The 24,463-nt window shown below is 59.2% G+C and carries 27 protein-coding genes; 9 read left to right on the top strand and 18 right to left on the bottom strand.

Features of this window, described 5'->3' with window-relative positions; translation table 11 throughout:
* Positions 1 to 3: 3 nt before the first annotated feature.
* Positions 4 to 714 (bottom strand): YoaK family protein, encoded by a 711-nt coding sequence (locus tag WA845_RS04565; RefSeq protein ID WP_077986541.1) that lies wholly within the window; start codon positions 712 to 714, stop codon positions 4 to 6.
* A gap of 205 nt (positions 715 to 919) precedes the next feature.
* On the opposite strand from WA845_RS04565, the gene WA845_RS04560 reads away from it, so the two are divergent.
* From WA845_RS04560 to WA845_RS04525, 8 genes are all read left to right on the top strand, one after another.
* On the top strand, positions 920 to 1,861 hold the full coding sequence (locus tag WA845_RS04560) for an ABC transporter substrate-binding protein (protein WP_112556188.1): 942 nt from the start codon (positions 920 to 922) through the stop codon (positions 1,859 to 1,861).
* A gap of 134 nt (positions 1,862 to 1,995) precedes the next feature.
* Complete coding sequence (locus tag WA845_RS04555; protein WP_022555387.1) at positions 1,996 to 2,769, top strand: ABC transporter permease; 774 nt, start codon at positions 1,996 to 1,998, stop codon at positions 2,767 to 2,769.
* The gene (locus WA845_RS04550) at positions 2,769 to 3,554 is read left to right on the top strand and encodes an ABC transporter ATP-binding protein (RefSeq protein WP_337322207.1); all 786 of its coding nucleotides are present in this window, start codon (positions 2,769 to 2,771) and stop codon (positions 3,552 to 3,554) included. Before WA845_RS04555 ends, WA845_RS04550 begins: the two co-directional genes overlap by 1 nt.
* A 34-nt stretch (positions 3,555 to 3,588) precedes the next feature.
* Positions 3,589 to 4,326 carry a histidine utilization repressor gene (hutC, locus tag WA845_RS04545; RefSeq protein ID WP_112556063.1) on the top strand — a complete coding sequence of 246 codons (738 nt, stop codon included), beginning with the start codon at positions 3,589 to 3,591 and terminating at the stop codon, positions 4,324 to 4,326.
* Positions 4,327 to 4,515: 189 nt separating this feature from the next.
* Entirely contained in the window at positions 4,516 to 5,673 is a 1,158-nt protein-coding gene (exbB, locus tag WA845_RS04540; protein WP_162719266.1) for a tonB-system energizer ExbB, read from the top strand.
* 6 nt (positions 5,674 to 5,679) lie between these two features.
* Complete coding sequence (gene exbD / locus WA845_RS04535) at positions 5,680 to 6,165, top strand: TonB system transport protein ExbD (RefSeq protein ID WP_006699793.1); 486 nt, start codon at positions 5,680 to 5,682, stop codon at positions 6,163 to 6,165.
* The gene (locus WA845_RS04530; RefSeq protein WP_006699792.1) at positions 6,162 to 7,091 is read left to right on the top strand and encodes a TonB family protein; all 930 of its coding nucleotides are present in this window, start codon (positions 6,162 to 6,164) and stop codon (positions 7,089 to 7,091) included. Before exbD ends, WA845_RS04530 begins: the two co-directional genes overlap by 4 nt.
* Positions 7,092 to 7,210: 119 nt before the next feature.
* A complete protein-coding gene (locus WA845_RS04525; protein ID WP_022555390.1) occupies positions 7,211 to 8,200 on the top strand; it encodes an Ldh family oxidoreductase in 990 nt (329 codons plus the stop codon).
* A gap of 220 nt (positions 8,201 to 8,420) precedes the next feature.
* On the opposite strand, the gene WA845_RS04520 is transcribed toward WA845_RS04525, so the two are convergent.
* The 16 genes from WA845_RS04520 to phnG all read right to left on the bottom strand — a co-directional run bounded on the left by WA845_RS04520 (position 8,421) and on the right by phnG (position 22,737).
* Entirely contained in the window at positions 8,421 to 8,666 is a 246-nt protein-coding gene (locus WA845_RS04520) for a LuxR C-terminal-related transcriptional regulator (RefSeq protein ID WP_022555391.1), read from the bottom strand.
* Between the two features lie 455 nt (positions 8,667 to 9,121).
* Entirely contained in the window at positions 9,122 to 10,162 is a 1,041-nt protein-coding gene (locus WA845_RS04515; RefSeq protein WP_022555392.1) for a helix-turn-helix domain-containing protein, read from the bottom strand.
* An 86-nt stretch (positions 10,163 to 10,248) separates the two neighbouring features.
* Positions 10,249 to 10,845, bottom strand: coding sequence for a phosphonate metabolism protein/1,5-bisphosphokinase (PRPP-forming) PhnN (gene phnN, locus WA845_RS04510; RefSeq protein ID WP_162719265.1), 597 nt, complete (start codon positions 10,843 to 10,845; stop codon positions 10,249 to 10,251).
* Entirely contained in the window at positions 10,842 to 11,978 is a 1,137-nt protein-coding gene (locus WA845_RS04505) for an alpha-D-ribose 1-methylphosphonate 5-triphosphate diphosphatase (protein WP_004439239.1), read from the bottom strand. Before WA845_RS04505 ends, phnN begins: the two co-directional genes overlap by 4 nt.
* Positions 11,975 to 12,673 (bottom strand): DUF1045 domain-containing protein, encoded by a 699-nt coding sequence (locus WA845_RS04500; RefSeq protein ID WP_162719264.1) that lies wholly within the window; start codon positions 12,671 to 12,673, stop codon positions 11,975 to 11,977. The genes WA845_RS04505 and WA845_RS04500 overlap by 4 nt, the downstream gene beginning before the upstream one ends.
* Positions 12,674 to 12,947: 274 nt before the next feature.
* Positions 12,948 to 14,297 carry a phosphonate ABC transporter, permease protein PhnE gene (phnE, locus tag WA845_RS04495; protein ID WP_037089497.1) on the bottom strand — a complete coding sequence of 450 codons (1,350 nt, stop codon included), beginning with the start codon at positions 14,295 to 14,297 and terminating at the stop codon, positions 12,948 to 12,950.
* Positions 14,297 to 15,283, bottom strand: a complete 987-nt coding sequence (gene phnE, locus WA845_RS04490; RefSeq protein WP_004439242.1) for a phosphonate ABC transporter, permease protein PhnE — start codon at positions 15,281 to 15,283, stop codon at positions 14,297 to 14,299. The genes phnE (WA845_RS04495) and phnE (WA845_RS04490) overlap by 1 nt, the downstream gene beginning before the upstream one ends.
* Positions 15,284 to 15,353: 70 nt before the next feature.
* Positions 15,354 to 16,259, bottom strand: a complete 906-nt coding sequence (gene phnD, locus WA845_RS04485) for a phosphonate ABC transporter substrate-binding protein (protein ID WP_004439243.1) — start codon at positions 16,257 to 16,259, stop codon at positions 15,354 to 15,356.
* A gap of 86 nt (positions 16,260 to 16,345) precedes the next feature.
* Positions 16,346 to 17,206 (bottom strand): phosphonate ABC transporter ATP-binding protein, encoded by an 861-nt coding sequence (phnC, locus tag WA845_RS04480; RefSeq protein WP_006699785.1) that lies wholly within the window; start codon positions 17,204 to 17,206, stop codon positions 16,346 to 16,348.
* Positions 17,207 to 17,421: 215 nt separating this feature from the next.
* Positions 17,422 to 18,039 (bottom strand): DapH/DapD/GlmU-related protein, encoded by a 618-nt coding sequence (locus tag WA845_RS04475; protein WP_112556060.1) that lies wholly within the window; start codon positions 18,037 to 18,039, stop codon positions 17,422 to 17,424.
* The gene (gene phnL / locus WA845_RS04470) at positions 18,036 to 18,743 is read right to left on the bottom strand and encodes a phosphonate C-P lyase system protein PhnL (RefSeq protein WP_072493818.1); all 708 of its coding nucleotides are present in this window, start codon (positions 18,741 to 18,743) and stop codon (positions 18,036 to 18,038) included. Before phnL ends, WA845_RS04475 begins: the two co-directional genes overlap by 4 nt.
* 4 nt (positions 18,744 to 18,747) lie before the next feature.
* A complete protein-coding gene (phnK, locus tag WA845_RS04465) occupies positions 18,748 to 19,524 on the bottom strand; it encodes a phosphonate C-P lyase system protein PhnK (protein ID WP_004439249.1) in 777 nt (258 codons plus the stop codon).
* Complete coding sequence (locus tag WA845_RS04460; protein WP_004439252.1) at positions 19,521 to 20,423, bottom strand: alpha-D-ribose 1-methylphosphonate 5-phosphate C-P-lyase PhnJ; 903 nt, start codon at positions 20,421 to 20,423, stop codon at positions 19,521 to 19,523. Before WA845_RS04460 ends, phnK begins: the two co-directional genes overlap by 4 nt.
* Before the next feature lie 133 nt (positions 20,424 to 20,556).
* On the bottom strand, positions 20,557 to 21,666 hold the full coding sequence (locus tag WA845_RS04455; RefSeq protein WP_112556058.1) for a carbon-phosphorus lyase complex subunit PhnI: 1,110 nt from the start codon (positions 21,664 to 21,666) through the stop codon (positions 20,557 to 20,559).
* Between the two features lies 1 nt (position 21,667).
* The gene (gene phnH / locus WA845_RS04450; protein WP_162719263.1) at positions 21,668 to 22,276 is read right to left on the bottom strand and encodes a phosphonate C-P lyase system protein PhnH; all 609 of its coding nucleotides are present in this window, start codon (positions 22,274 to 22,276) and stop codon (positions 21,668 to 21,670) included.
* Entirely contained in the window at positions 22,276 to 22,737 is a 462-nt protein-coding gene (gene phnG / locus WA845_RS04445) for a phosphonate C-P lyase system protein PhnG (RefSeq protein ID WP_112556054.1), read from the bottom strand. Before phnG ends, phnH begins: the two co-directional genes overlap by 1 nt.
* A gap of 82 nt (positions 22,738 to 22,819) precedes the next feature.
* On the opposite strand from phnG, the gene phnF reads away from it, so the two are divergent.
* Positions 22,820 to 23,557 carry a phosphonate metabolism transcriptional regulator PhnF gene (gene phnF, locus WA845_RS04440; RefSeq protein ID WP_004439262.1) on the top strand — a complete coding sequence of 246 codons (738 nt, stop codon included), beginning with the start codon at positions 22,820 to 22,822 and terminating at the stop codon, positions 23,555 to 23,557.
* A gap of 21 nt (positions 23,558 to 23,578) precedes the next feature.
* Here phnF and dapB read toward each other — a convergent pair whose 3' ends face one another.
* Positions 23,579 to 24,406: a 4-hydroxy-tetrahydrodipicolinate reductase gene (gene dapB, locus WA845_RS04435; RefSeq protein ID WP_112556052.1), complete on the bottom strand. Its 828-nt coding sequence runs from the start codon at positions 24,404 to 24,406 to the stop codon at positions 23,579 to 23,581.
* Positions 24,407 to 24,463 lie beyond the last annotated feature (57 nt).

Raw genomic sequence — 24,463 nt, 5'->3', positions numbered from 1 at the left:
TTGCTACGGCGTAATCCGCCGGATTTTCACCCTCTGATTATAGCGCTGTCGGAGTGAGCGCGGAATGATGAGTGTGGCGATGGCGACAACGAAGACAGCGACTGCCACGACCCAGAGAGCATCCGACTGCATCTTGGCCCCGAGAACGGCACCGCATATCGCACCGCTCAGCATGCCCAGCCACGGCACGATCTGGATGCCCCAATCAAAGCTCCGGTCACCGAGAAGAAAGCGGCCGATGCCTCGGCCGAAACGGGAAAGGGCACCCGTCACATAGGTTAGGCCGATCGGCAGTCCCTCGATATGCTCGACGGCCGCGTTGACCATGCCCATGGCGAAGACCACGAGGTAAAATTGCACGAGGCCCGAGCTCTCGCCACGAAGCAGTGCCGCAATGGCCACAAGCGATCCGACCGCCATGAGGACTGCAAATATACGCCGCTCGAACTTGTGCGCCACCACGATCCCGCCTGCGTTGCCCGCCACAAAGGCAATGATCGCGACAAGGAGTTTCACGGCGTGGGAATAGATGCCGGCTTCCGCTGAAACCGCGGCGCGCGTGGTATTGCCGGTCATGAAGGATACGAAGTCGCCGGAAATATGCAGTCCAACCGCATCCGTCATGCCCGCGATGAAGGAAATGGCGGCAACCAGCGCTATACCCGTGCCGGTCCTTCTGGCCTTGATGATATTACGACGTCTCTGTCTGGTCATGGAGAGCTCGATACGGGAAATCGTTGGGCCTGCTCGCCGGCCGCGTTCTCTATGTCTAGAATGGCTGGCCGTGCATTTGCAATCATTCCAGGGATGTGCGTGCGCTTTCTGTTTTGTCTAGACAAATACAAAATGCCTGCCTACGATGCCTCAAATAAAGCGAAAAACAATGTCGCACAAAAATAAATCAAAAGGGGTTCCGATCATGAAAAAAACCTGGGTTTTCGCCGCTGTGGCGGCGCTTTTCTCATCCGCTTCCGCCTATGCCGAAACGTCCGTGACGATAGGCATGTCGGGCTGGACGGGTTTTGCACCGCTGACGCTTGCAAAACAGGCCGGCATTTTCGAAAAGAACGGCCTGAAGGTCGAGATCAAGAAAATCCCGCAGGCCAGCCGCCATCTCGCTCTCGCTTCCGGTGACATCCAGTGCGCCGCCACCACGGTGGAAACCTGGATCGCCTGGAACGCCAATGGCGTGAAATCCACGCAGATTTTCCAGATGGACAAATCGCACGGTGCCGATGGCATCGCGGTGCGCAGCGATGTCGCAAAGGTCGCGGACCTCAAGGGCAAGACGGTGGCCGCGTCCGCACCGGGCACCTCTCCTTATTTCTTCCTCGCCTGGATCCTCAAGGAAAACGGCCTGACACTGAAGGATGTGAAGGTCGTCAACCTTGAGCCGGGGCCGGCCGCGCAGGCTTTCGTCGCAGGACAGAACGATGCAGCCATGACCTATGAACCCTATCTCTCTACCGTGCGCGCCGCTCCCGACAAGGGTAAGATTCTTGCCACGACACTGGATTATCCCGCGGTTATGGACACGTTTGGCTGCACGCCAGACTTCCTGAAGGCCAATCCGCAGGCAGCCAAGGCTCTGGCGGACAGCTATTTCCAGGCACTTGATCTTATCAAGGCCGATCCCGAAAAATCCTATGCGACGATGGGCGCGGATGTGAAACAGTCCGGCGAGGCCTTTGCCGCTTCGGCAAAATTCCTCGAATGGCAGGACAAGGCCGCCAACCAGAAATTCTTCGAGGGCGAGTTCAAGACTTTTTCCGAACAATCGGCTGACCTGCTGCTCGAAATCGGCGTGATCAAGTCGAAGCCCGATCTTTCGACCCTCGCGGACACGTCCTTCATCAAGTGACGGAAACAGCCAGCTGCATTTCCCTCTCCGGATATTGCAGCCAGTAAGAAGCGCGACAGTGTTCCCGCGTCTTGAGTGCGGGAACATGTTGATGGCGTGGCGAAGTGCCGCGCCGGTTCGGGACAGGCGACAGAATGCAACCACTTCAACCCATAAAGAACAGCACGAGGATAGCGCTCGGCATCCTGTTCTTCGTGCTTTTTTTCTCTGCCTGGGGCTTTGCCACGCTGGGCGGTTTCGTGTCGCCGACCTTTCTGGCCGACCCCGTTACCATGCTGAAGGATGGTATCTATCTGCTGACGGATCAGGGTTTTGCCAGCGATATCGGCATGACGATCTGGCGTGTCGTGGGCGGTTTCGTGCTGGCCTCCGTAGTCGCCGTCCCCCTCGGTATCGCCATGGGGGCTTATAAGCCCATCGAGGCGCTGCTTGAGCCTTTTGTCTCCTTCGCGCGTTACCTTCCGGCTTCCGCCTTTGTGCCGCTGCTCATTCTCTGGGCCGGCATCGGCGAGATGCAGAAGCTGCTGGTGATCTTCATCGGCGCCGTCTTCCAGATCATCCTCATGGTGGCTGTGGCCGTCGCCGGCACGCGGCGGGATCTGGTGGAGGCCGCCTATACGCTGGGCGCGAGGGATCGGGGCGTGGTGCGTCGAGTCCTAATTCCCGCCAACGCACCTGACATTGCCGAAATTCTCCGTCTCGTCCTCGGCTGGGCCTGGACCTATGTCATCGTCGCGGAACTGATAGGCGCCTCCTCCGGTATCGGCTACATGATCATCAACAGCCAGGCGCTGATGGCGACCGGCCAGATCATCTTTGGCATCATCGTCATAGGTGTTATCGGCCTTATCTCTGATTTCGCGTTCAAATCGCTGAACCGGAAGCTTTTTGCCTGGAGGCTTGCCTGATGAGCGAACTCGTTATCAAGGGCGTCAGCCGCATCTTTCCAGGCGTACATGGCGGGCAGCCGACGCTGGCCCTGCAGCCCACCAATCTGGAAATCCCGCGCAATGATTTCGTTACCATCCTCGGTCCTTCGGGATGCGGAAAATCGACCCTGCTGCGCATCATCGCCGGGCTTGACCGTCCGACAACGGGCGAGGTGCTGTTGTCAGGCAGGGCGGTGACTGGCCCGGGGGCGGACCGCGGCATGGTGTTCCAGTCCTACACGCTGTTCCCTTGGCTGACGATCCGTGAAAACGTCGCTTTCGGCCTGCGCGAACGCGGCGTTGCCGAGAAGGAAAAATGGGAGATCGTTGACAGCTATATCGACAAGGTCGGCCTGCGTGGTTTCGAAAACCATTGGCCGAAACAACTCTCCGGCGGCATGCAGCAGAGAACGGCCATTGCCCGCGCCCTGGCAAATGGCCCGAAAATCCTGCTGCTCGACGAGCCTTTCGGCGCTCTCGACAATCAGACCCGCGGGCTGATGCAGGAATTGTTGCTCGGCATATGGGAGCGTGAGCAAAAGACGGTCATTTTCGTCACGCACGATATTGAGGAGGCGGTTTTCATGGCGTCGCGCGTGGTGACCATGTCTGCGAGGCCGGGCCGTATCAAATCGATCACGCCGGTCGACCTGCCGCATCCGCGCCACTACACCGTCAAGGCCAGCCCGGAATTTTCCGAACTGCGTGCAAGGCTGACGGAAGAAATCCGCAGCGAAGCGATCGCCGCCGCCGCTCACGGATAGCAGGGTATGGAACGGGGAGGATAGAAGCATCGGGATGAGGGGCACAGGCGCCGATCTTCAGGAAAAGTCACTGCACGAGCGAATCCGCAACGATGTGGAGCGCCACATCATGTCAGGCGAATGGCCGCCGGGATATCGTATCCCATTCGAACACGAAATGACGCGCCAATATGCCTGTTCGCGCATGACGGTGAACAAGGCTTTGGGAGAACTGGTGCAGCGGGGTCTTATCGAAAGACGCCGGCGTCTCGGTAGTTTCGTCCGTCAGCCCCACGCGCAATCGGCCGTGCTGGAAATCCACGATATCGAACGCGAGGTGCAGGCACTTGGGCTGGTTTACAGGTATTGCCTCGATCAGCGGCGTCTGCGGCCTGCGGGTAAAGACGATGGAGCGGCTATGGCGCTTGCGGCCGATGCGCTTGTGCTGGAACTCACCTGCACGCATTTTGCCGGTGGCGTCCCATTTTGTCTGGAAGAGCGCCTCATCAATGTCACTGCTGTTCCGGAGGCCGAGTTTGCCGATTTTTCGCAGATCGGCCCCGGAACGTGGCTGCTGAAGATGGTGCCCTGGAGCGCTGCCGAACATCGCATCAGCGCCGTCTCGGCCGACCGCAAAAATGCCGCTGCGCTGGGTATCCGATCGGGAGCCGCCTGTCTGGTCATCGATCGCCGGACCTGGCACGGAACGGATTACATCACCCGCGTGTCGGTCACCTATCCCGGTGACCGACACGCGCTCGTTGCGCAGTTTTCGCCTTCGCAGAGCAGCTGAAGACGGTAGATCGGTCAATTTTTTGTAAAGAAGAGTTTACGGGTCGTCTTTTGGCAATATAATAGTTGTCAAAAGAACTCAGGTTTATTATCGGAACGTCAAGCTTTTACGACGGCATCCGTTATGACCCCGGTTTCAAACCGGTCAATCTGCGGATGGGTTCATCGACGGAAATCCGGGATAAAAAACATGTCAGTTGCGACCACCACTTCTTCCACGTCTCTCAACAAGGCAAGCAGGACACGGCGCATTTCCCTTGCCACGACGGTTACCTTACTGGTTGGATTGAGCGCCGGTGCGGTTTTCGCTCAGACGGCATCCGAACCCCAGATTCAGTCCGCACCGCAAGCGGAAACGGTCCAGCCGGCACAGCCGTCTCCACAAACCCCGGCGGCGCCGGACGCTCCAGTTGTTCAGCCGAACCAGCCTTCCACGCTTGCACAGGAACGGCCGGCAGCCGTGGCGCCTGCACAACCTCAAGGCAATGAAGCCGCGCCTGCAGAGCGCGCACAATCTCCAGTCGCTCCCGCCCTGACACCCGAAGGTGCCGCGCCGACCAACGAGGTTTCAAACCCGGTAGAGCCCGTCGGCGCCGAACCGGCAAGTGCCGAACATCGCGCGGATATCCCACACAACCTGTCCCCCTGGGGCATGTTCATGGCGGCGGACTGGGTCGTGAAGGGTGTCATGATCGGTCTGGCCTTCGCCTCGCTGGTGACCTGGACGGTGTGGGTTGCAAAGTCGGTTGAACTTGCAGGTGCGCGTGTTCGGGCCGGCGCAACGCTGAAGGTCATTCGCAAGGCGAAAACTCTTAACGAGGCTACCGAGGCTGTCGAGAAGAAGGGCGGACCTGCGGCGCTCATGCTGCGCATGGCAACTCATGAAATGCAGCTTTCCGATGCTGTGGTCGAACATACCGATGGCGGCGGTATCAAGGAACGTGTCTCCTCGGCGCTGTCGCGTATCGAAACCCACGCCGGTCGCCGCATGTCACGCGGGACGGGCGTTCTGGCAACGATCGGTTCCACCGCCCCCTTTGTCGGCCTGTTCGGCACCGTCTGGGGCATCATGAACTCCTTCATCAGCATTTCGGAATCGCAGACCACCAATCTCGCCGTCGTCGCGCCCGGCATTGCCGAAGCGCTTCTGGCCACCGCCATCGGCCTCGTTGCCGCCATTCCCGCAGTGGTGATCTATAACGTCTTCGCGCGCTCGATCACCGGATACCGCCATCTGCTGGCGGATGCCGCAGCGGGCGTGGAGCGCCTCGTCAGCCGCGACCTCGATTTTCGCCGCATTCCGCCGGGCAGCACCAGCAAACCCGCAGTATCGCTGGTTGGACGGTGATCGGACATGGCTGGAGGAATTCGCGAAAACAGCGGTGACGATCTCTCCGAAAACCATGAGATCAATGTCACGCCCTTCATCGATGTGATGCTGGTTCTGCTCATCATCTTCATGGTGGCCGCGCCACTCGCCACCGTCGATGTGAATGTCGATCTTCCCGCATCCACCGCAAAACCCGCGGAGCGACCGGAGGAGCCGCTGTATCTTACGGTCAAAGACGATCTCTCGCTTAATCTGGGCAATGATGCGGTGGCCCGTGAAGCCTTGGCGGCCGCCATCGACCGCCAGACGGGTGGCAAGAAGGATACCCGCATCTTCCTGCGTGCAGACAAGGCGGTTGATTACGGCCACTTCATGGAAATCATGAACCTGCTGAGAGATGCCGGTTATCTGAAGATCGCCCTTGTGGGGCTGGAAAATGCCGCTGCCGTATCGCAGCCTCCGGCTGCTGGCCAGCCCGCCCCGTCGGCGGTGCAGGAAGCGACGCCATGAGTGAAAACGGCTATCCACAGGCCCGACATTCCCGCCTTTGGGAGGTGACGCTGTGGTCCGCCGCGGCGTTGCTGATGCTCAGCGTCCATGCCGGGTTCGCTTATTATCTGATGCAGGAGCCGGATGAGCTTGAGGCCGGCGGGCCGCCCCCCGCCGCCATCATGATCGAAATGGCGGCGATACCGGAAGCCGTCCAAACTGAAGAAACGACGCAGGCACAGGATGTCGAGGACGCCGAAGAAGTGAAGAGCGACAGCAGCGAACCGGTTGAGGAAGCTGCTCCTGAAGAGACCCCGCCACCACCTGAACCGGTTGCCGAAACGCCGCCGCCTGAGCCGGTGCAGCCGCCTGAGCCACCGGTCGAGGAGATCGTCGAACCGCAGGAAATTCCCGAGCCGGTTGAGCCTGTCGATCCCGTTCAGGAGCAGATGATGGCGGAACTTGAAAATGTCGAGGTCCCCTTGCCCGTCATGCGGCCTCCGCCTCCGCCCGTCGAAAAGAAGGTGGAAAAGAAAGAGCCTGAAGAGAAAAAGAAGGTCGAGCGCCAGCGCCCCAAACCGCAGCAGGCCTCGGAACTGCGTGAAACTGCGAAGGCGGAAGCCCAGCAATCCGACCGCACGGCCGCATCGCGCAGCAATGCCGGCTTCTTTTCTTCGTCATCCGCCTCCCCGGCAAAATGGGGATCGAAAGTCCGCTCGCACATTCAGCGCCGCAAACCACGTTCACTCCGCAGCGATGCAATGACTGCGACGGTGCGGTTCCGCGTCAATGATGCCGGTGCCATCAGCGGTGTCAGCGTTGTTCAGTCCACCGGCGATTCGTCCGTGGATCAGCAGATCGCCGCCTGGATTCAGAGCGCGTCGCCCGTGCCCGCCCCGCCGCCGGAAGCAAACAGGACGATCACGCTGCCGATCAGCATCCGCTAGCAGCTCCCCTGGCCGGACCGATTTTTTCCGACCTGTCCCGTGGTGTGGCCTCAATGATATTTCGCGAATGTTTTCGATGGTGTAGGTCTTGACGACATCACAAGCAGAGGCATTCCGGAATGAAATTCTCAATCGCAGAGGCGGAGGATCTCGTATCCTCTATCTTTGAGCGCAACGGCGTCCTACCGCAAAACGCCCGCTCGGTGGCAAAGGCGCTCGTCGCCTCCGAGGCCGCCGGGCAGGGTGGTCATGGTTTTCGCCGTATACCCGTTTACGTGCGTCAGGCCCGTGTAGGCAAGGTCGATGGCAAGGCGCGTCCGGTGGCCACACGGGTGAAGCCCGGCGTCCTCTCTGTCGACGCCAATCATGGTTATGCCTATCCGGCGATCGATCTCGCGCTTGAGGAATTGCCTGAAATGGCGCGCCAGCAGGGGATCGCGCTCGCCGCCATCCACCGTTCCCATCACGCCGGCGTCATGGCGCTGACTGTCGAACGTATTGCCGAAACGGGTCTCGTGGCGCTGATGTTCGCCAATGCGCCTGCGTCCATGGCGCCATGGGGCGGCAGCAAGCCGCTTTATGGTACGAACCCGATTGCCTTTGCCACGCCCGTTGGCGGCGCTGATCCACTCGTCATCGATCTGGCTCTCTCCAAGGTCGCACGCGGAAAAATCATGGCGGCGCGCCAGAAGGGGGAGACGATCCCGGGCGACTGGGCGCTTGACAGAAATGGCCGACCGACCACCGATCCGGAGGAGGCCATAGAAGGAACCATGGTTCCTGCGGGCGAAGCCAAGGGCGCAGCGCTGGCGCTGATGGTGGAAATCATGGCCGCTGCAATTACCGGCGGAAACTTCGCCTTCGAGGCCTCCTCCCTTCTGGACGACAAGGGTGCGCCCCCCTCGCTCGGACACACCATTATCGCAATAGACCCTGTATCATCAGGCGGCTCTGCCTTTACCGAAAGGCTGGCTCTTATCGCCCAGGAGATAGAAAAACAGGAAAATGTCCGCCTGCCCGGTCGCCGCAGCCAGGGTATCCGCAAACAGGCGTTGGAAAGCGGTATCGTGATCGAAAGCGATATTCTTGGCGAAATTCAATCGCTTTGACCGGACATTAAAAACCCGGCGGGTCGACCGTGACCCGCCGGGTAAACCGTAAATGGCTGCGGTTATCTGCATCGATGGGACCGGACATCATGTCCAGCCGCCATTTGGTCCGCCGATCCAGCCATTGATATGGAAGGATTTTGACGCAGAAAGCCGCTCATTCGGTTTTCAGCTTCCGGAAAGGACTTTGCCGCGGAAGCTTGAGTTGAGCAGGTGGCGATTATGCCTCCTGTTCGATCAGGCCGCGCAGCAGGGCAATACTGACGGTATTCAGCAGATTGGTCGCACCGAGCCTGTGGCGCACCTTTTCCAGAGTATCCTTGACGTCCGCCTCGTCGGCGCCGACTATCACGGCGACGTGCGAGGGATGTTTGCCCCGCGCGACCAGCCCCAGATATTGCCGCTCACGCTCCGAGAGGACGACTTCATGCGTCTGGCGATATTCATGCGGCGAATTTGAAGACATTTCTTTCAGCCTCAAAAAAGATTGGCCTTCCCGGGCAGGAGCAGGCAGTGTTCATTCTCCGACACCAGCTCGTTGGCCGCTCCGTCCACACGCGAACAGAAACGCCAATTTCGCCAATAGGTTTCATCTGGCCTCAGGAGTTTTGCGGTAAGGGGCCGCTTTCGCAGCCTGTAAATCCGATGCAGACGTTCTATTCCAGCCATCGAGGGCCTGCGACAACGACGCCCAGCGACGACAATCTGTCTGGCGTGAAATACAGTTTCAAAGCTTTGGAATGTTTTCGTCACACCCGAAGGAGATCGGCGCTCTAATAGTGGATGTGTTCCACCGATGAAATAACATGACGCGCCAAGTTTTTCATTTTATTGTTATGTTTCGGCACACATCGCGACAACTGTTGATATATTCATCAACTTTAATGCCTCGTTCCGAAATATTGATGCTGTAGCCATGTATTATCCGGCGGAATGATGCGCGTGTTTCCGGCGAATATCCGTAGGTGTTGCCCCGAACCAGCGGGAAACGGAGCGGGAAAATGCACCTGGGGTCGAATATCCAAGCCGGTAACTGATGTCGGAGACCGGAAGATCACTTTCCACTAGAAGCTTGAATCCGGCATTCTTGCGAATGGCATCTTTTATCTCGTTGAGATTGGTCCCGAGTTCGGCAAGGCGCCGCTGAAAACTGCGTTCCGAAAGGTTGAAATAGGGGGCAATCTCGCTGAGCGAAAGCTCCGCATCGGAAAGCCTCATCTGCATATACCGCTTCACCTGATCGATGAAATGCGTCGCGTCGGCCGATGTCTCCGGTCGAAGCATCCGGCACTGCAAATTCATCAATTCGAACAGGCGTTCATCGGCGTTCGGATTGGCCACCTCAAGGAGAGATAGGGGAAGGCGCATGGTATGGATCGGTTGGGAAAAGCTGATCCGCTTCGTCATTCTTTCTTTAAATAATTGAATATTATCGGGTTTCTGTCGCTCCATCCCAATCTCGATCTGATGGATGCGCTCTCCCAGAATATCGCGGAGCCGCTGTATCAGGATTGCCAGGGACAGATCGACATATTGATCACGCTTGACAATCACCGGTGCAAAGGACCATGACAGCGTCACCCCGGTCGCATCTGCAACCATGGTGAAATTGCTGTTATTGGTCGCATAATAGACGTGATCCTGAAGAAAGCGCAGAAACGCCCGCACCGTCGGGGCGCTGATCAGGCCATATCCGAAAGCACCGGACGCGCCGGCGGGAAAAGTGGAGGCGCACTGCAATCCGAAAGCGTCGTCGCCGGATATCAGGGCGCAGGTTTCCAGCAGACGGCATAATCTATCGAGGCTGATGCGCTCTGTGAGACTTCCGAAATTGCCGGGATCGATCTCAAGAGCCTTGCAGATGGGTGCGATATCGATGCCACGCCCCCGCGCATAATTGCTGACGCCAGCGGCCAGACCGGCCACCACAGTTATTTCGTCGCTGAGCCTCTTTTCGGGCATCCCTAGCCTTGGCGTACCATGTTTGGAAATTGTCGCCTGATGGTAAGCCTCGCGCACCCGTTTGTCGAGCAGCGCGGCCGGGGATTTTATGTACGGTTGCGGACGCTTTGCTGCAGAAGCTCCATCATTGTTTTTCCCGCATCTTCGATCGCGCCGCTGTTGTCCACAGTGATCACGTCAAAATCGCCGTCGACACAGAGAGCACTACGTTCCAGCCGTCGCAGGATATCGTCGCGGCTCTCCCGTCCTCGCTGTTCCAGCCTTCGTGCCAGAACCTCCGGTCGCGCCACGATATTCACGACCTTCAGGCGGGAAAAAGCAATACCGAACTGAGGCAGGGCCGACCGGGAACCGTTGGCGATAACCACGTCCCCGGCGTCCAGCTGACGATAGACAGCGGCCGGAATGCCATATTTCAGCCCATGCGCCTGCCAGGAGACTGCGAAAGCGCCTTCACTCTCAAGTCGGTTGAATTCCTGCATGGAAACTGCGTCGTGGTTTTCACCGCCCGCGTCGCTACTGCGGGTAATGACGCGGCGGGTGAAGTGAAAGCCCGGCCGGCCGGACAGCTGCATTGACGCATAATCCATCAGCGTATCTTTGCCGGCCCCGCTGGGGCCGACAATGACGATCATGGTTCCGGGCGATCCCTCGCGCCGGCTGTCTTGTCCGTCGCCGGTCATGCCACGCGCTTGCCCAGACGCCAGACGGAACGTGCCACGGGAACGCCATCTTCGCGGTGAACCCGGACCAGATCGGCCCGCAGACCGCCGGCTATGCGGCCGCGGTCGTGAAGACCAACGGTCCGCGCCGGTGTGGCGGTGACCATACGCAGAGCTTCCGGCAGCGTGATGGCTTCCACCTGATCGGCAAGCAGGAACGGTGCGAAGAGCAGGCTGAAGGGCACGTAGTCGGAAGAGAGAACATCCAGAACACCAATTTCGGCCAGATCGCGGGCGGCGATGTTGCCGGAATGGGATTTGCCGCGAACGATGTTCGGGGCGCCCATCAAGACACTCATGCCGGCGCTGTGCGAAGCTTTTGCCGCCTCGACGCTGGTGGGAAATTCCGCCAGCTTCACGCCGTGACCAATTGCTTCGCCGACATGCGCTTCGGTTGCATCGTCGTGGCTCGCAACGGTGATTCCACGCTCAGCGCAGCGGGCAGCCAGATAATCACGATGTTTGGCGGAATATTCCGCCGATGCCGCCTGCCTGCGCCGCACGAATTCGGCGAACGCCTCGTCGCTCAGACCGCGCTTCTTCTGATAATAGAAAATATACTGGTCCATCGACTGGAACTGGCGCTGGCCCGGGGAATGATCCATCAGCGAAATCAGCCGCACGCGCGGATCGGTTTCGAAATCTTCAAAATGCTCCAGCACATCGGCGGAAGCGACCTCACAACGCAGATGCAGCAGGTGGTCCGAGCGCAGGCGGTTCTGATCCGCCGCCGCCTCGATGGCGTCAGCCATTTCCCGCATTTCACCTTTTTTGAAACCACCGTCTTCATCCGAGCCAAGTCGCAGGCAATCGAATACGGTGGTGATGCCGGAGGCCGCCACCTGTGCGTCATGGGCCTGAATGGCGGCAATCTTGTCCCAGATGACACCGGGGCGCGGCGAATAATGCTGCTCGAGATGGTCGGTATGCAGTTCCACCAGGCCGGGAATCAGGAAATCGCCTTCAAGATCTTCTCCGGTCTTGGAGGCGCCTTCGCTGATATCGGCGATCTTGCCGTCGCGGATCAGAACGGAGCCCAGAATAATATCGTCTTCCAGAACGATACGGGCGTTGGAAAGGGCGTGCTCAGTCATGGTGTCGCATCTTCCTTTTGCTGCTGGTCAAGCGGGTGCCAGCTGTGAACGGTGAAGGGGGCGCCGCGCGTTTCTTCAATGAACAGGGCGAGGCCGGAAACGGTGAGGGGTTTGTCGGTGAATTCGGCAAATCGTGCGGTGAGAAGCTCACGCACGGCGGGCTGTTCGCTTTCGTCGATCCGGCCGGTCAGCGTCATATGAAAACGGAAATCATCCATGACATGCGGATAGCCCCAGAGCGAAAGATTTTCCCGCTGGCTTTCGGTCAGCATCTGCGGCCGGCGGCGGGCAATATCTGTTTCGGACAGGGGGGCGCGGAACCGGTCGAAATGATCCACGATCTCCGCCGCAAAGTCTTGCAGCGGCTGGTAAATGCGATCCGGCACCAGGGCGAAGAATGGCCCAAGTGCACCAACCACGATACGCGGAATGTCAAAGGCCGGCTGGCTTGCAGCAAAGTCCGCGACGGCCGCCAGCAGCTCTGCTTCGCTGTATTTCTCGGACAGCTCGAAAGGCGCTTTCAGGGTTGCGTGGAAGCCATAACGGCGGGGCTCTTCCGTCATCTCTGCATAGTCGGCATGGTCATCATGCAGTCTGCCGGAAAACGCGTTTCGTCCAAGCCAGCGGGATGCCGTTTCGGTCAGAGGATGATCTTTAGCCGGAGAAAAATAGATGGCATAGCGCACGGCAAGCACTCTTCGGTGTCATGGAAAACCAGGGATGAGAAGCTATTTGGCGTGACTCGCCCGCCTCCCGCAAGGTCAGGAGTGCGAAGTAATCTCTTTCCGTGACAGAATGATGATGCGGATGGAAAAAAGCGCACCCGGAACCTCATAGAGGTTAAGGGTGCGCTTGGGGATAAGTTAGCCCTACGGACGCGGGACGGAGAAAGGATCAGTCGCTTCTCCTGATGTGCGGGGCGGGATGACCAACGCTTGCGGCGTCACGTGAAGTCCCGCCTTGCCGGGTTTAATGCTGCGTTTTTCCGATCAGACGCGAACGCAGCGAGTTAGAAATGTGGTCGAACAGGAAAACGACGAAGAGGATCAGCAGGACCATATAGGCCACCTTGTCCCAGTCGGCATTGGTGCCCATCGCTTCCAGCAATTTCAGGCCGATACCCCCGGCTCCCACCGCACCGATGATGGTGGCGGACCGGGTGTTGCTCTCCCAGAAATAGAGTGACTGTGAAATGAACACCGGCAGAACCTGCGGCAGCACGCCGAAGCGATTGACGGCAATCGGCGAGGCGCCGACCGATTTGACACCCTCGCGCTGCTTGTCGTCGACATTCTCCAGCGCCTCGGCATAGACCTTTCCGAGCGCGCCGGTATCGGTGAAGAAGATCGCGGCAATGCCGGGGATCGGTCCCGGGCCGAAGCTGCGGGTGAAGAACAGTGCCCAGATGAGCATGTCGATCGAGCGCAGAAAATCGAAAAGGCGCTTCATGCCCCAGTTCGCCGCCCTGTTCGCGGTGATGTTGCGTGCGGCGATAAAGGCGAGCGGCAGGGCAACGACGGTGCCGAAAAGCGTACCCACGAAAGCCATGACCAGCGTTTGCATCAGCTTGGACAGGATGTCGGCGTGTTGCCAGACACTGTTGTCGAGAAAATCATCGACCATATGGCTGAGATTGGAGCGCGCGGGATCGAGCCTCTCTTCCCAGAGAGCGAGAGCGGCAAGCTCGCCATAACCCTTGCCCCAGAATTCCGATTTCGTATCGAACAGGAAGTTCGCCCATCCAAGGAAACGGCGCTGCACATAAACCTGACTGGTGCGGATTTCCGCCTGACCGGCGAAACCGTAATGCACCAGCACCTTCTTGCCGTCCTGCTGGATTTCGGCAGGCAGCCCCTGTGGTGCAACAACGCCGTCGTCGTTGATCATGACGGGATAGTTCTTGCCGTCGACATAGACATCCACGCGGGTTGGCGTCACATCGAGGCGGTTTTCCGAACCCACATAAACAACGCTGTAACCGCCATCGGGCAGGGGTTGCAGCCAGTCGATCTTCGCATCGACCGGATATTGACCGCGGCTCGACCATTGCGGTTCAACCTTGCCGGCTTCGAAACGGAGGCGCGGTTGGGCGCGCCAGGAATACCAGTCCTGGATGTAGCTGGAGGCGCGATCCCATCGGCCCTGCATGAAAGCCGGACCAACATTGAAGAGGAAAAAGCAGCCGACGAGGTAGGCGGTGACGGCAAGAAGTCCGACAAGCAGACCATATCGCTGCATGAAACTGCGATTGAATACCTCAGGATGCGCAGCCGTCAGCCTCTCGCGCTCGGCAGTGTTGAGAATGAAGCTGGAAGACATCAGGCCGCTCCCCGTCCGAATTCGAAGGATTGATGGCCGATCAGCCTGCGGCGCAGCCAGCCGGAAAACTGATCGACGGCGATGATGGTGATCAGCAGCAGAATGATGATGGCATAGGTCTTCGACGCATGATCATTGCCGATGGACAGCCGGAACACTTCGCCGATGCCGCCGCCGCCCACGGCGCCGATGATGGTGGAGGCGCGCACGTTGATTTCGGCGCGCAACAGCGCATAAGAAACGAAATTTGGCAGCACCTGCGGCACGATGGCGAAACGCACACGCTCCAGCCAGTTGGCACCGGCGGCGCGAAGGCCTTCATCCGGCTTCATGTCGGCATTTTCCACCACTTCGAAGAAGAGCTTGCCGAGAGCGCCGATGGTGTGGACCGAGATTGCGATGATCGCCGCGATCGGACCGATCGACAGAATGGCTGTCAAAAGCCCGGCGACGACGATTTCAGGAAAGGCGCGCAGCACTTCCATCACCCGGCGCACCAACCAGCGCACAAGGCCGGCGCCAACGAGATTGGTGGAGGCGAAGAAGCAGAGCACGAAGGCGAAGCCGGTGCCGATGATTGTCGAGACCAGCGCAATATTGAGAGTGATGATCAGCTGGTAGATGAAGTGCGGGATGTAGAAACCGCTGGTGATGTAAACGCGATCCGCGACATAGTTGTATTTCAGCGAACCGTCCGCATAGGGCGACGGCAGGTCAAACATGGCCCGGAAGATTTCCAGCGGACTATCGGGTACGAAGGTCTTCATGAAATCGAAGAAATAGGGCAGGCGCTCGAAAAATTTGCCTGAATTGGCCGCATTCGCGAAATTCAGGGAGGCGGCAAGGATGACGAGAAAGATCACGAGCGAAATGACGGTATAGATTCGCCGAGTCGCAAGCTGCTGTTGATAATGACGCATGACCGTCTGGGACGATGCGCTCAATCCTTCTGGCGAGAAGGTACCATGGTGCAGTGTGGTCGCCATGCCGCTTTTCCTTTATTTGCAAAAGCGGCGGCGCCGCAAGGCACCGCCGCTTCCGGATATGATCTGAGGATCAGCCGCCGATAACCGACTTACGGGCGTCGATGATCGTCTGGTAGAAAGACGGATCGACCTTGATGTAGGCGGTGTTCTTGCCCTGGGTGAAGCCCTGGAAGCAGGCGAGGTCCTTCTTCGGCAGTTCCATGAAGAAGTTTTCGACCTTCTGCTTCATCGCGTCGCCGAGCTTGTTGGTGACCATCAGCGGGCCGTTCGGGATCAGTGGCGACTTCCAGACTTCGACGATATCGTCCATGTCAAGGTTGCCCTTCTTGACCATCTGGTAGAGGTTGCCGGCCGTGTAGCCTTCTTCCCACTTGCCCACGCCCGAACCAAAGGTGGTGCCGACATCGAACTTCTTGTCGAGAACGGCGAGAACGAGGTTCTCATGGCCGCCGCCAAAGCCGGTTTCGGAGAAGTATTCCTTGACCGGAACGCCGGTTTCCTTCGGAATAGCGACGTTCGGAACGAGGAAGCCGGACGTGGAATCGGGGTCCGCGAAGCCGATCTTCTTGCCCTTGGCATCAGCCAGCGTCTTGATGCCGCTGTCCTTGCGGGCAACCATGATCGTGTAATAACCGGTCGAGCCGTCAGCGCCGGCGGTGGTCAGAATCGGATCAACGGCCTTCGGATCGGCCAGGGCGATCTTGGCGTAGGAAGAAGCGCCCATGGAGGCGATGTCGATGGTGCCGCCGAGCAGACCCTGGATGACGCCGTTATAGTCCGGCGATGGGAAGATCTGAACTTCGGAAACGCCGGTCGCGGCCTTCAGGCCGTCGGCTACGCACTTCGTGTTGCGGATCTGGTCCGCTTCGTTTTCGGAACCGTCGAGACCGATGCGCAGGACCTTGACGTCCTGGGCCATGGCGGAACCGGCCAGAACGCCAAGGGCGACTGCCGAAAGAAGGATTTTCTTCAACATGGACTTTCTCCTGTTTCCCGGCAAGCCGGAGTTTGTTGTGAACCATCGGCCCTTGACGCGGGCGCAAACGATGCTGGGCGGTTCCCTCAGAGCCCGGCGAGAGCGAGCGGTTCGGGACCGGCAGATTGCTGCACCGGACGCGCGGCAAGCTGCGCGCCGGGAATATTGATGCTGGTCGAGGTCATGGTCTCGTCGATGCCGGATCCCTGAGAATCGGTTCCGTAAATCTCGGTAACGGCTGCGGCCGTCAGTTCGGCGGGCGTTCCGTCGAAAACGACGCGGCCCTGAGACATGCCGATGATGCGTTCGCAATAGTTGCGCGCGGTATCCAGCGTGTGCAGGTTGGTAATGACGGTGATGCCTTCACGCTCATTGATGTCGCGCAGCGCGTCCATCACGATCTTGGCGTTCAGCGGGTCGAGAGAGGCGATCGGCTCGTCGGCAAGGACCATCTTCGGAGACTGCATCAGGGCGCGGGCTATGGCGACGCGCTGCTGCTGACCGCCGGAAAGCGTACCGGCCGCCTGCATGGCCACATGCTCGATGCCAAGCCGCTCCAGCGCGGCGATGGCCATCAGGCGCTCTTCATGTGTGAAGATGTTAAAGAGGCTCAATGCCGTGGAACGGTGGTTGAGGCGTCCAAGCATGACATTAGTGAGCACGTCGAGGCGCGGAACAAGATTGAATTGCTGGAAGATCATGGCGCAGTCGCGCTGCCAGTTGCGCAGTGCAGCCCCCTTCAGCGACGAGACTTCCGTGTCATTGAAATAAATGGAACCCGAGGACGGATCGACGAGGCGGTTGATCATGCGCAGCAGCGTCGACTTGCCGGCGCCCGAACGTCCAATCACGCCGACCATCTGGCCCTGCGGAATTTCGACATTCACGGAATCGACCGCAGTGTGATTGCCGAAACGGCGCGTGACTTGCTTCAGGTGAAAGCTCATTTCCCCGTCCAATCTTCTTTTGACGGGGTTCGGCGTAACAGCGGTGCGTGAAGTGCGAATGTCAGTTTGATGAAGAAAATATTACAAAGAGCTCATGTGTTACGGCCGCATGTTTGCCGGCGAATGTCTGGGAACCGGCCCGCCGCGTCTTCGTGATACCAAACTGAAAAAGCAAACCCCGGGAACTTCCCGGGGTCGATCAGGTCTGTAATGTTTCAGCCGCGATATTTTCTGATGAAATCCTCGGCCGACATGCTGCGAAAATCATCGAGCGCGTCGCGCAGTCTTCTGTGATCCCAATCCCACCAGCCGAGGTCATCCATCTGCCGGCCCAGTTCTGCGGGGAAACGCTCCCGGATCAGTCTTGCGGGTACACCTCCCACGATGGTGTAGGGCGCTACGTTCCTCGAGACGACAGCACCTGCTCCGATCACCGCGCCGTTTCCAACGGCGACACCAGGCAGGATGGTGGCGCCGTGGCCGATCCAAACATCGTGACCGATCGCCACGCGTCTGGCGCGGCGAGCGGCAAAAAAATCGGTCTCGTCTTCCGCATCGTCCCAGTAATTGCGCGCGCGATAGGTGAAATGATGCAAGGTCGCCCGCTGCATGGGGTGATTGGTGGCATTGATGCGGACGGAGGCAGCGATGTTGACGAATTTGCCGATGGTCGCGCACCAGATGGCGCCGTCCTGCATGACATAGGAATAGTCGCCCATCTCGACCTCCTCGATGCGGCAACGCTCCGAAATTTCGGTGTAGCGGCCGATCGCGCTGTTGGTGACGCGGGCGGTTTCGTGGATGACGGGCTCAAGGCCGACCTTCACACTCATGCTGCAGCCTTCCGCGGAGAAAACTGCGAAACGTCGAGAATGCGGTCGGCCACGGCTTCCCGCACTTCTTCATCATGAAAGATGCCGAGCAGTGCCGTGCCCTTTTCCTTTTTCTCCCTGATCATCTCGACGACGACACGCCGGTTGGTGGCATCAAGCGAAGCGGTTGGCTCGTCGAGCAGCAGGATCGCATGATCGGTGATGAAGCCGCGGGCGATGTTGACGCGCTGTTGTTCACCACCTGAGAAAGTGGCGGGCGGCAACGACCACAATTCGCGCGGCAGGTTAAGTTTCGAAAGCAGAACGGCCGCCTGCTCACGTGCCTCTTCAGTGGCAATCCTGCGCGCCAGAAGCGGTTCGGCAACAACGTCTATGGCGGCGACGCGGGGTACCGTGCGCAGGAATTGGCTGACATAACCGATGGTGCGATGGCGAATGTCGAGGATCGTGCGGGGGGAAGCGCTGCCGATGTCGACAACTTCACCCTCATGGCGAATCAGAATCTGTCCGCTGTCTATGGCATAGTTGCCATAGAGCATCTTCAGGATCGAGCTCTTGCCGATGCCGGAGGGCCCGCCGAGCACGACGCATTCGCCGCTGCAGACAGAGAAATTGACATCGCGGACGACAGGCAGTTCGATGCCGTCGCGAAGATGCATGGTGAAGCTTTTGAAGACTTCCGAAACGATGAGAGGCGTCGGCATGGCGTCAAACCTGCAAGATGGAGGAAACAAGCAATTGCGTATAGGGCTCGCGCGGATCGTCCAGCACCCGGTCGGTCAGGCCGTGCTCGATGACGTCGCCGCCCTTCATCACCATCATGCGGTGAGACAGCAGCCGGGCTACCGCGAGGTCGTGGGTGACGACGACAACGGCGAGGCCGAGATCGTTGACGAGGCCACGCACAAGATCAAGCAGACGCGCCTGCACGGACACATCGAGACCACCCGTTGGCTCATCCATGAAAACCAGGCGCGGCGAGGTGACGAGATTGCGGGCGATCTGCAAACGCTGGCGCATGCCGCCTGAGAAGGCGCGCGGCTGATCATCGATACGGTCGGTGCCGATTTCCACCCTCTCCAGCCATTCGCTGGCAGATTGCCTGATATTCCCGTAATGCCGGTTGCCAACTGCCATCAGCCGCTCGCCGACGTTTGCACCGGCCGAAACCGCCATTCGCAACCCGTCTGCCGGGTTCTGATGCACGAAGCCCCAGTCGGTGCGCATCAGGAAACGCCGTTCGGCCTCACCCATATGGTAGAGATCGCGCATAGAGCCGTCGCGCATGCGATATTCCACGCTGCCTGCCGTTGGCATCAGCCGGGTGGAAATGCAGTTGAGGAGCGTGGTTTTGCCGGAACCGGATTCGCCGACTATGGCAAGAACTTCACCTGGATAAAGTTCGAAAGAGACATTGCGGCAACCGGCTCGGTCACCGTAATATTTTGAAACGTCACGGACTTTGAGAAGCGGTGCGTCGCTCATTCTGCGGCCTCCTTCACATCCGCCAGCATATGGCCCTTGTGGCCATGGGCGCGGCGGTCCTCGCAATGATCGGTATCGGAGCAGACGAACATCCGTCCGCCTCTGTCATCCAGCACCACTTCATCCAGATAGACATTTTCTGCGCCGCACAGGGCGCAGGGCTTGTCGAAGCGCTGGATTTCAAAAGGATGATCCTCGAAATCGAGGCTGACGACGTCGGTGTAGGGCGGTACGGCATAGATGCGCTTCTCGCGCCCGGCGCCGAACAGCTGCAACGCGTCCGACATGTGCATTTTCGGGTTGTCGAATTTCGGGGTTGGCGATGGATCCATCACATAACGCCCGGCCACCTTCACCGGATAGGCGTAGGTGGTGGAGATGCGGCCGTTGCGGGCAATGTCCTCATAGAGCTTGACGTGCATCAGGCCATATTCCTCCAGCGCGTGCATGACGCGCGTTTCGGTCTCGCGCGGCTCGAGGAAACGCAACGGCTCGGGAATGGGTACCTGATAGACAAGCACCTGGCCCGAATGCAGTTCCTCTTCCGGAATGCGGTGCCGCGTCTGGATGATGGTGGCATCCTTCGTTCGGGTCGTGACGGCAACATTCGACACCTTCTGGAAGAAGGCGCGGATGGAAACCGCATTGGTCGTGTCATCGGCGCCCTGGTCGATTACCTTCAGCACGTCGTCGGGGCCAAGAATGGAGGCGGTCAATTGCACACCGCCCGTGCCCCAGCCATAGGGCATGGGCATTTCACGGGAAGCGAAGGGAACCTGATAACCCGGAATCGCGATGGCTTTCAGGATTGCCCGGCGGATCATCCGCTTGGTCTGTTCGTCCAGATAGGCGAAGTTGTAGGCAGCCAGTCCGTCGTCAAATGAAACTTCTTCAAGCATTGCGCGTTAGCCTTGTGAAAAAAGGAGTACAAGCTCATGGAGATTGGAATTCTTGTAGCCGTGTTCTTTGCTGTCTTTGCAGCAACGACCGTCTTTTGCGCTTACTGGTTCGGCGAGCAGCACAGCCGCTGAGTCATTCGGCCGCATCGCCCATCCATTCCGTGCCAGTCGCGTTCGTTGCTTCGAAATCAGCACGCATTTTTCGGACGAGTCCGAGTTCAGCCTGGAAATCCACGTAATGCGGCAGTTTCAGATGTTCGACGAAGCCCGTTGCCTGCACGTTATCGGCGTGTGAGATGACAAATTCTTCGTCCTGCGCTGGCGCTACGACATCTTCGCCGAATTCGCCGGCGCGTAGTGCACGGTCGACCAGCGACATCGCCATCGCCTTGCGCTCGCTCTGACCGAACACCAAGCCATAACCGCGCGTGAATTGCGGAGGGGCCTTGGACGAACCCTTGAACTGGTTCACCATCTGGCATTCGGTAACCTGGATATCGCCCAATGAGACCGCGAAGCCAAGTTCCGGCACCTCCAGCTGGATTTCAACTTCACCGATGCGAATCTCGCCGACAAAAGGATGTGTCCGGCCGTAGCCGCGCTGCGTGGAGTAAGCGAGCGCCAGAAGAAAACCCTCATCGCCGCGTGCCAGTGATTGCAGGCGCAGATCGCGCGACATCGGGAATTCCATCGGTTCCCGCGTCAGGTCACCGGCAATATGGTCGTCCGGCAACTCGCCATCGCTTTCGATGAGCCCTTCCTGGGCGAGAATATCGGAAACGCGCATGACATGTTCCGGCTCGCCATCCCGCTGGGTTGCTGCTTCGACCGTTTGGTCTTCGAGAAGAGAGGGGTCGAGCAGGCGGTGGGTATAATCGAAGGTCGGCCCCAGCAATTGTCCGCCCGGCAGGTCCTTGTAAGTCGCGGAAACGCGCCGCTTCACCGTCATATCAGCTGTGTCCACCGGTACCGAGTAACCGAAGCGCGGCAGCGTGGTGCGGTAGGCACGCAGCAAAAAGATGGCTTCGATCATGTCGCCGCGCGCCTGCTTGATGGCAAGGGCCGCGAGCGACTGATCGTAGAGAGACGCTTCCGCCATTACCCTGTCGACAGCGAGCGAAAGCTGTGAAACGATCTGCGCGACCGTCATGGCCGGCAGGTCCCGGTCTCCGCGCCGCTTGTCGGCCAGAAGCCGGTGCGCATTGGCGATGGCGGTTTCACCGCCTTTGACAGCAACATACATCTTATGACTCCACGAGTTTGATGCGCGTCGTGCGCGGCAGGCAGACGAATTTATCGCCAGCCGTCAGGATCACGTCGACGCCGCGCGGGAAGAAGGCGTTGTTCTCCGCCCAGAGCCTCGGGAATATGTCGGGCAGACCGGAAGGACTGATCACGTTGACGTGGCGGATGCCAGGGCCGGAAAGCTGCAATTCCCGACCGCCATCGAGATCAGGCAACTCGATGATGAGCGTGGTGGAACGGTCGGGATATTCCTGGCTTCCCAGAGCGAAGAGACCGAAGGACGAAATGGCGCTGCCGGCCTCGAAGACCGCGAAATGTGCCGTGCCCTTTTCTTCTGTCGCAGCTGCGCCAGTGTGAAAACCGATCCAGCTGGGGACAGCGGTTTTTCGCAGTGCGCTGCTCAGCCAGACCGGAGTGTCATGGTCACAGAGCGCCAGCAGAACCGCTCCGGTCGCCGCGGCAAGCGGCAGCGGCGGAAAGACTGCTGTTTCGACCGCCTGTGTGGTGCCCGGACGGGCCATGCCGTCCATCAGTTTTTTGAAAACCCGTTGGGAATCGAAGACGGCGTCGGAGAAACCGCCCGTCAGTGCTTCGGCCTTGACACCCATCAATCTTCTCCTCGAACCATGGTAAAGAAATCGACCCGTGTGGCGGCAGTCTCTTTCATTGTCCGCTCTTTCTCTGCGGTCAGCCTTTTTTCGAGAGGCGAGAGAAGCTCGGTCTCAATGAAATCCCGTGTCGGGCTTTCCTGCCAGAGCGCATCGAAAACGGCGGCGTACCAGGCTTTTTTGCGGCCGGTGCCGAGAACGTGCGCATGACCCACGGTGCCGGAGGCCAACTTGATCGTCGCCCGGGTGACTGTCGTTTCACCGAGGTTGAAAAGAGCGCCGCCACCGCCGATCCGGCCCTTGACCATCACCAGCCCGGTTTCCGGCCCGCGTACGGTTTCCGTTTTGGGGTGCTCACCCTGGCGGGTCCAGGCCGTTTCAAGTTCCTGAACCGTGGCACGGGCAAGGAGCGCTGCCGCTCTTTTTCTGCCTGCGTGTATGTCTGCCGCATCGTTCGTCATCGCTTGACCTCTAATGTCTATTGATATAGACAACTATACAATATAAGCTACAAGTAATGGCGATGAATGACAAGCGTGTGACATGAGCCCTTCGGCAACGATGAAAAGAAAGAATGGAGTGGCGCTCTGGCGGCAGATTGCCGACCGGATCAGAGGCGAAATCGCTGCTGGTGATCACGACGAAACCGGAATGTTACCGCCAGAAATGACATTGGCGCAAAAATTCGGCGTCAACCGCCATACTGTCCGGAGTGCCATTGCCGCACTGGCGAGCGAGGGCATACTCGAGCCGATGCAGGGACGCGGCACGATCATCGCCCGCAAGGAGCGTTTGAGCTTTCCGATATCGCTGCGCACGCGCTTTACGGCTGGCATCGGCGATCAGGTAAAGGAAATGGAGGCGCTGCTGCTTTCCCACATCACCGAGCCGGCCAATGCCGATCTGGCGGCGCGACTGCAATTGCCGCTGGGTACGCCGCTCATACGTCTCGAAACGCTCCGAAAGGCGGATACTCGCCCGGTCTCTCGCTCGACCACGTGGTTCCCCGCCGACCGTTTTGCCGGAATAGGAGAGGCCTATCAGAAAAGCGGCTCCATTACGGCTGCGTTCAAGATGCTTGGCGTGGCTGACTACGTGCGTATTTCGACCGTCATTTCCGCTAGTCACGCGGATACGCGCGATCTCGCCGATCTCGAATTGTCGCCAGGCGCCATCCTGCTGATAACCCAGGCACTGAACGCAGATATGGACGGCGTGCCGGTGCAATACGCCATCAGCCGCTTCTCGGCCGATACGGTCGAATTCACGGTGGAAAACTAGGGTCAAAATCGAGGTGGAAGACTATTCCGCCTGCGACAACCCCAGCACATCCAGCATCGAATAGAAACCGGGCTTCTTGTCGAAGGCCCAGACCGCTGCCGTGATCGCGCCGCGCGCGAAGATGGAACGGTCGCCGGCGTAATGGGAAAGTTCGACGCGCTCGCCTTCGCCGGCGAAGATGACAGAATGTTCACCGATCACCGAACCACCGCGCAGGGTGGCAAAGCCGATGGTTCCGGTCTCGCGCGCCCCGGTATGGCCGTCACGCACACGAACGGATGACGTGGAAAGATCGACCTGGCGGCCGGCGGCGGCGGCTTCGCCCAGCAGCAGCGCTGTGCCGGAAGGTGCATCCACCTTGTGCTTGTGGTGCATTTCCAGGATTTCAATATCCCAGTTCTGCGCATCCAGCGCCTGCGCCGCCTGCTGCGTCAAGACGCTGAGCAGGTTGACACCGAGGCTCATATTGCCCGACTTGACGATGCGGGCATGGCGCGACGCCGCCTTGAATTTTTCCTCATCTTCCGGCGCGCAGCCCGTGGTGCCGATGACATGCACGATGCGGGCCTGTGCAGCGAGACCCGCAAAGGTGACGCTGGTTGCCGGTGAAGTGAAGTCGATCACCCCTTCGGCGTGGAGAAATGCCTGCAGCGGATCGCTGGTGATTTCGACGCCGATGGGGCCGAGACCGGCAATCTCCCCGGCATCGCGGCCCACAAAGGCCGAACCCTCGCGCGCGACCGCAGCATGCAGCTGAACGCCCGGCGTCTGGTGAATGAGGCGGATCAACGCCTGTCCCATGCGGCCCGCCGCGCCAACCACCACCAGTTTCATGCCGCTGCTGCCCATGCTGTCACTCACTTCTCATGTCGGGCGGATCGGAACCCGCCGGTATCGGATGTTTGA

Origin of the sequence: Agrobacterium sp. CMT1 (assembly GCF_037203725.1) — a bacterium.
In the GTDB taxonomy this organism is placed as follows: domain Bacteria; phylum Pseudomonadota; class Alphaproteobacteria; order Rhizobiales; family Rhizobiaceae; genus Agrobacterium; species Agrobacterium pusense.
This window is presented reverse-complemented; position numbering and strand designations above follow the sequence as displayed.

Bases quoted from the DNA above. Each gene is read 5' to 3' on its own strand.
- WA845_RS04565 (WP_077986541.1), bottom strand. From the start codon at position 714: ATGACCAGACAGAGACGTCGTAATATCATCAAGGCCAGAAGGACCGGC.
- WA845_RS04525 (WP_022555390.1), top strand. From the start codon at position 7,211: ATGAAATTCTCAATCGCAGAGGCGGAGGATCTCGTATCCTCTATCTTT.
- WA845_RS04530 (WP_006699792.1), top strand. From the start codon at position 6,162: ATGAGTGAAAACGGCTATCCACAGGCCCGACATTCCCGCCTTTGGGAG.
- phnK (WP_004439249.1), bottom strand. From the start codon at position 19,524: ATGAGCGACGCACCGCTTCTCAAAGTCCGTGACGTTTCAAAATATTAC.
- WA845_RS04560 (WP_112556188.1), top strand. From the start codon at position 920: ATGAAAAAAACCTGGGTTTTCGCCGCTGTGGCGGCGCTTTTCTCATCC.
- phnF (WP_004439262.1), top strand. From the start codon at position 22,820: ATGAGCCCTTCGGCAACGATGAAAAGAAAGAATGGAGTGGCGCTCTGG.
- phnN (WP_162719265.1), bottom strand. From the start codon at position 10,845: ATGACCGGCGACGGACAAGACAGCCGGCGCGAGGGATCGCCCGGAACC.
- WA845_RS04475 (WP_112556060.1), bottom strand. From the start codon at position 18,039: ATGAGTGTGAAGGTCGGCCTTGAGCCCGTCATCCACGAAACCGCCCGC.
- exbD (WP_006699793.1), top strand. From the start codon at position 5,680: ATGGCTGGAGGAATTCGCGAAAACAGCGGTGACGATCTCTCCGAAAAC.
- exbB (WP_162719266.1), top strand. From the start codon at position 4,516: ATGTCAGTTGCGACCACCACTTCTTCCACGTCTCTCAACAAGGCAAGC.
- WA845_RS04515 (WP_022555392.1), bottom strand. From the start codon at position 10,162: ATGCCCGAAAAGAGGCTCAGCGACGAAATAACTGTGGTGGCCGGTCTG.
- phnD (WP_004439243.1), bottom strand. From the start codon at position 16,259: ATGTTGAAGAAAATCCTTCTTTCGGCAGTCGCCCTTGGCGTTCTGGCC.
- dapB (WP_112556052.1), bottom strand. From the start codon at position 24,406: ATGGGCAGCAGCGGCATGAAACTGGTGGTGGTTGGCGCGGCGGGCCGC.
- phnE (WP_037089497.1), bottom strand. From the start codon at position 14,297: ATGTCTTCCAGCTTCATTCTCAACACTGCCGAGCGCGAGAGGCTGACG.
- WA845_RS04550 (WP_337322207.1), top strand. From the start codon at position 2,769: ATGAGCGAACTCGTTATCAAGGGCGTCAGCCGCATCTTTCCAGGCGTA.
- WA845_RS04455 (WP_112556058.1), bottom strand. From the start codon at position 21,666: ATGTATGTTGCTGTCAAAGGCGGTGAAACCGCCATCGCCAATGCGCAC.
- WA845_RS04555 (WP_022555387.1), top strand. From the start codon at position 1,996: ATGCAACCACTTCAACCCATAAAGAACAGCACGAGGATAGCGCTCGGC.
- WA845_RS04505 (WP_004439239.1), bottom strand. From the start codon at position 11,978: ATGACTGAGCACGCCCTTTCCAACGCCCGTATCGTTCTGGAAGACGAT.
- WA845_RS04520 (WP_022555391.1), bottom strand. From the start codon at position 8,666: ATGTCTTCAAATTCGCCGCATGAATATCGCCAGACGCATGAAGTCGTC.
- phnG (WP_112556054.1), bottom strand. From the start codon at position 22,737: ATGACGAACGATGCGGCAGACATACACGCAGGCAGAAAAAGAGCGGCA.
- WA845_RS04460 (WP_004439252.1), bottom strand. From the start codon at position 20,423: ATGCTTGAAGAAGTTTCATTTGACGACGGACTGGCTGCCTACAACTTC.
- phnL (WP_072493818.1), bottom strand. From the start codon at position 18,743: ATGCCGACGCCTCTCATCGTTTCGGAAGTCTTCAAAAGCTTCACCATG.
- hutC (WP_112556063.1), top strand. From the start codon at position 3,589: ATGAGGGGCACAGGCGCCGATCTTCAGGAAAAGTCACTGCACGAGCGA.
- phnH (WP_162719263.1), bottom strand. From the start codon at position 22,276: ATGGGTGTCAAGGCCGAAGCACTGACGGGCGGTTTCTCCGACGCCGTC.
- phnE (WP_004439242.1), bottom strand. From the start codon at position 15,283: ATGGCGACCACACTGCACCATGGTACCTTCTCGCCAGAAGGATTGAGC.
- phnC (WP_006699785.1), bottom strand. From the start codon at position 17,206: ATGAGCTTTCACCTGAAGCAAGTCACGCGCCGTTTCGGCAATCACACT.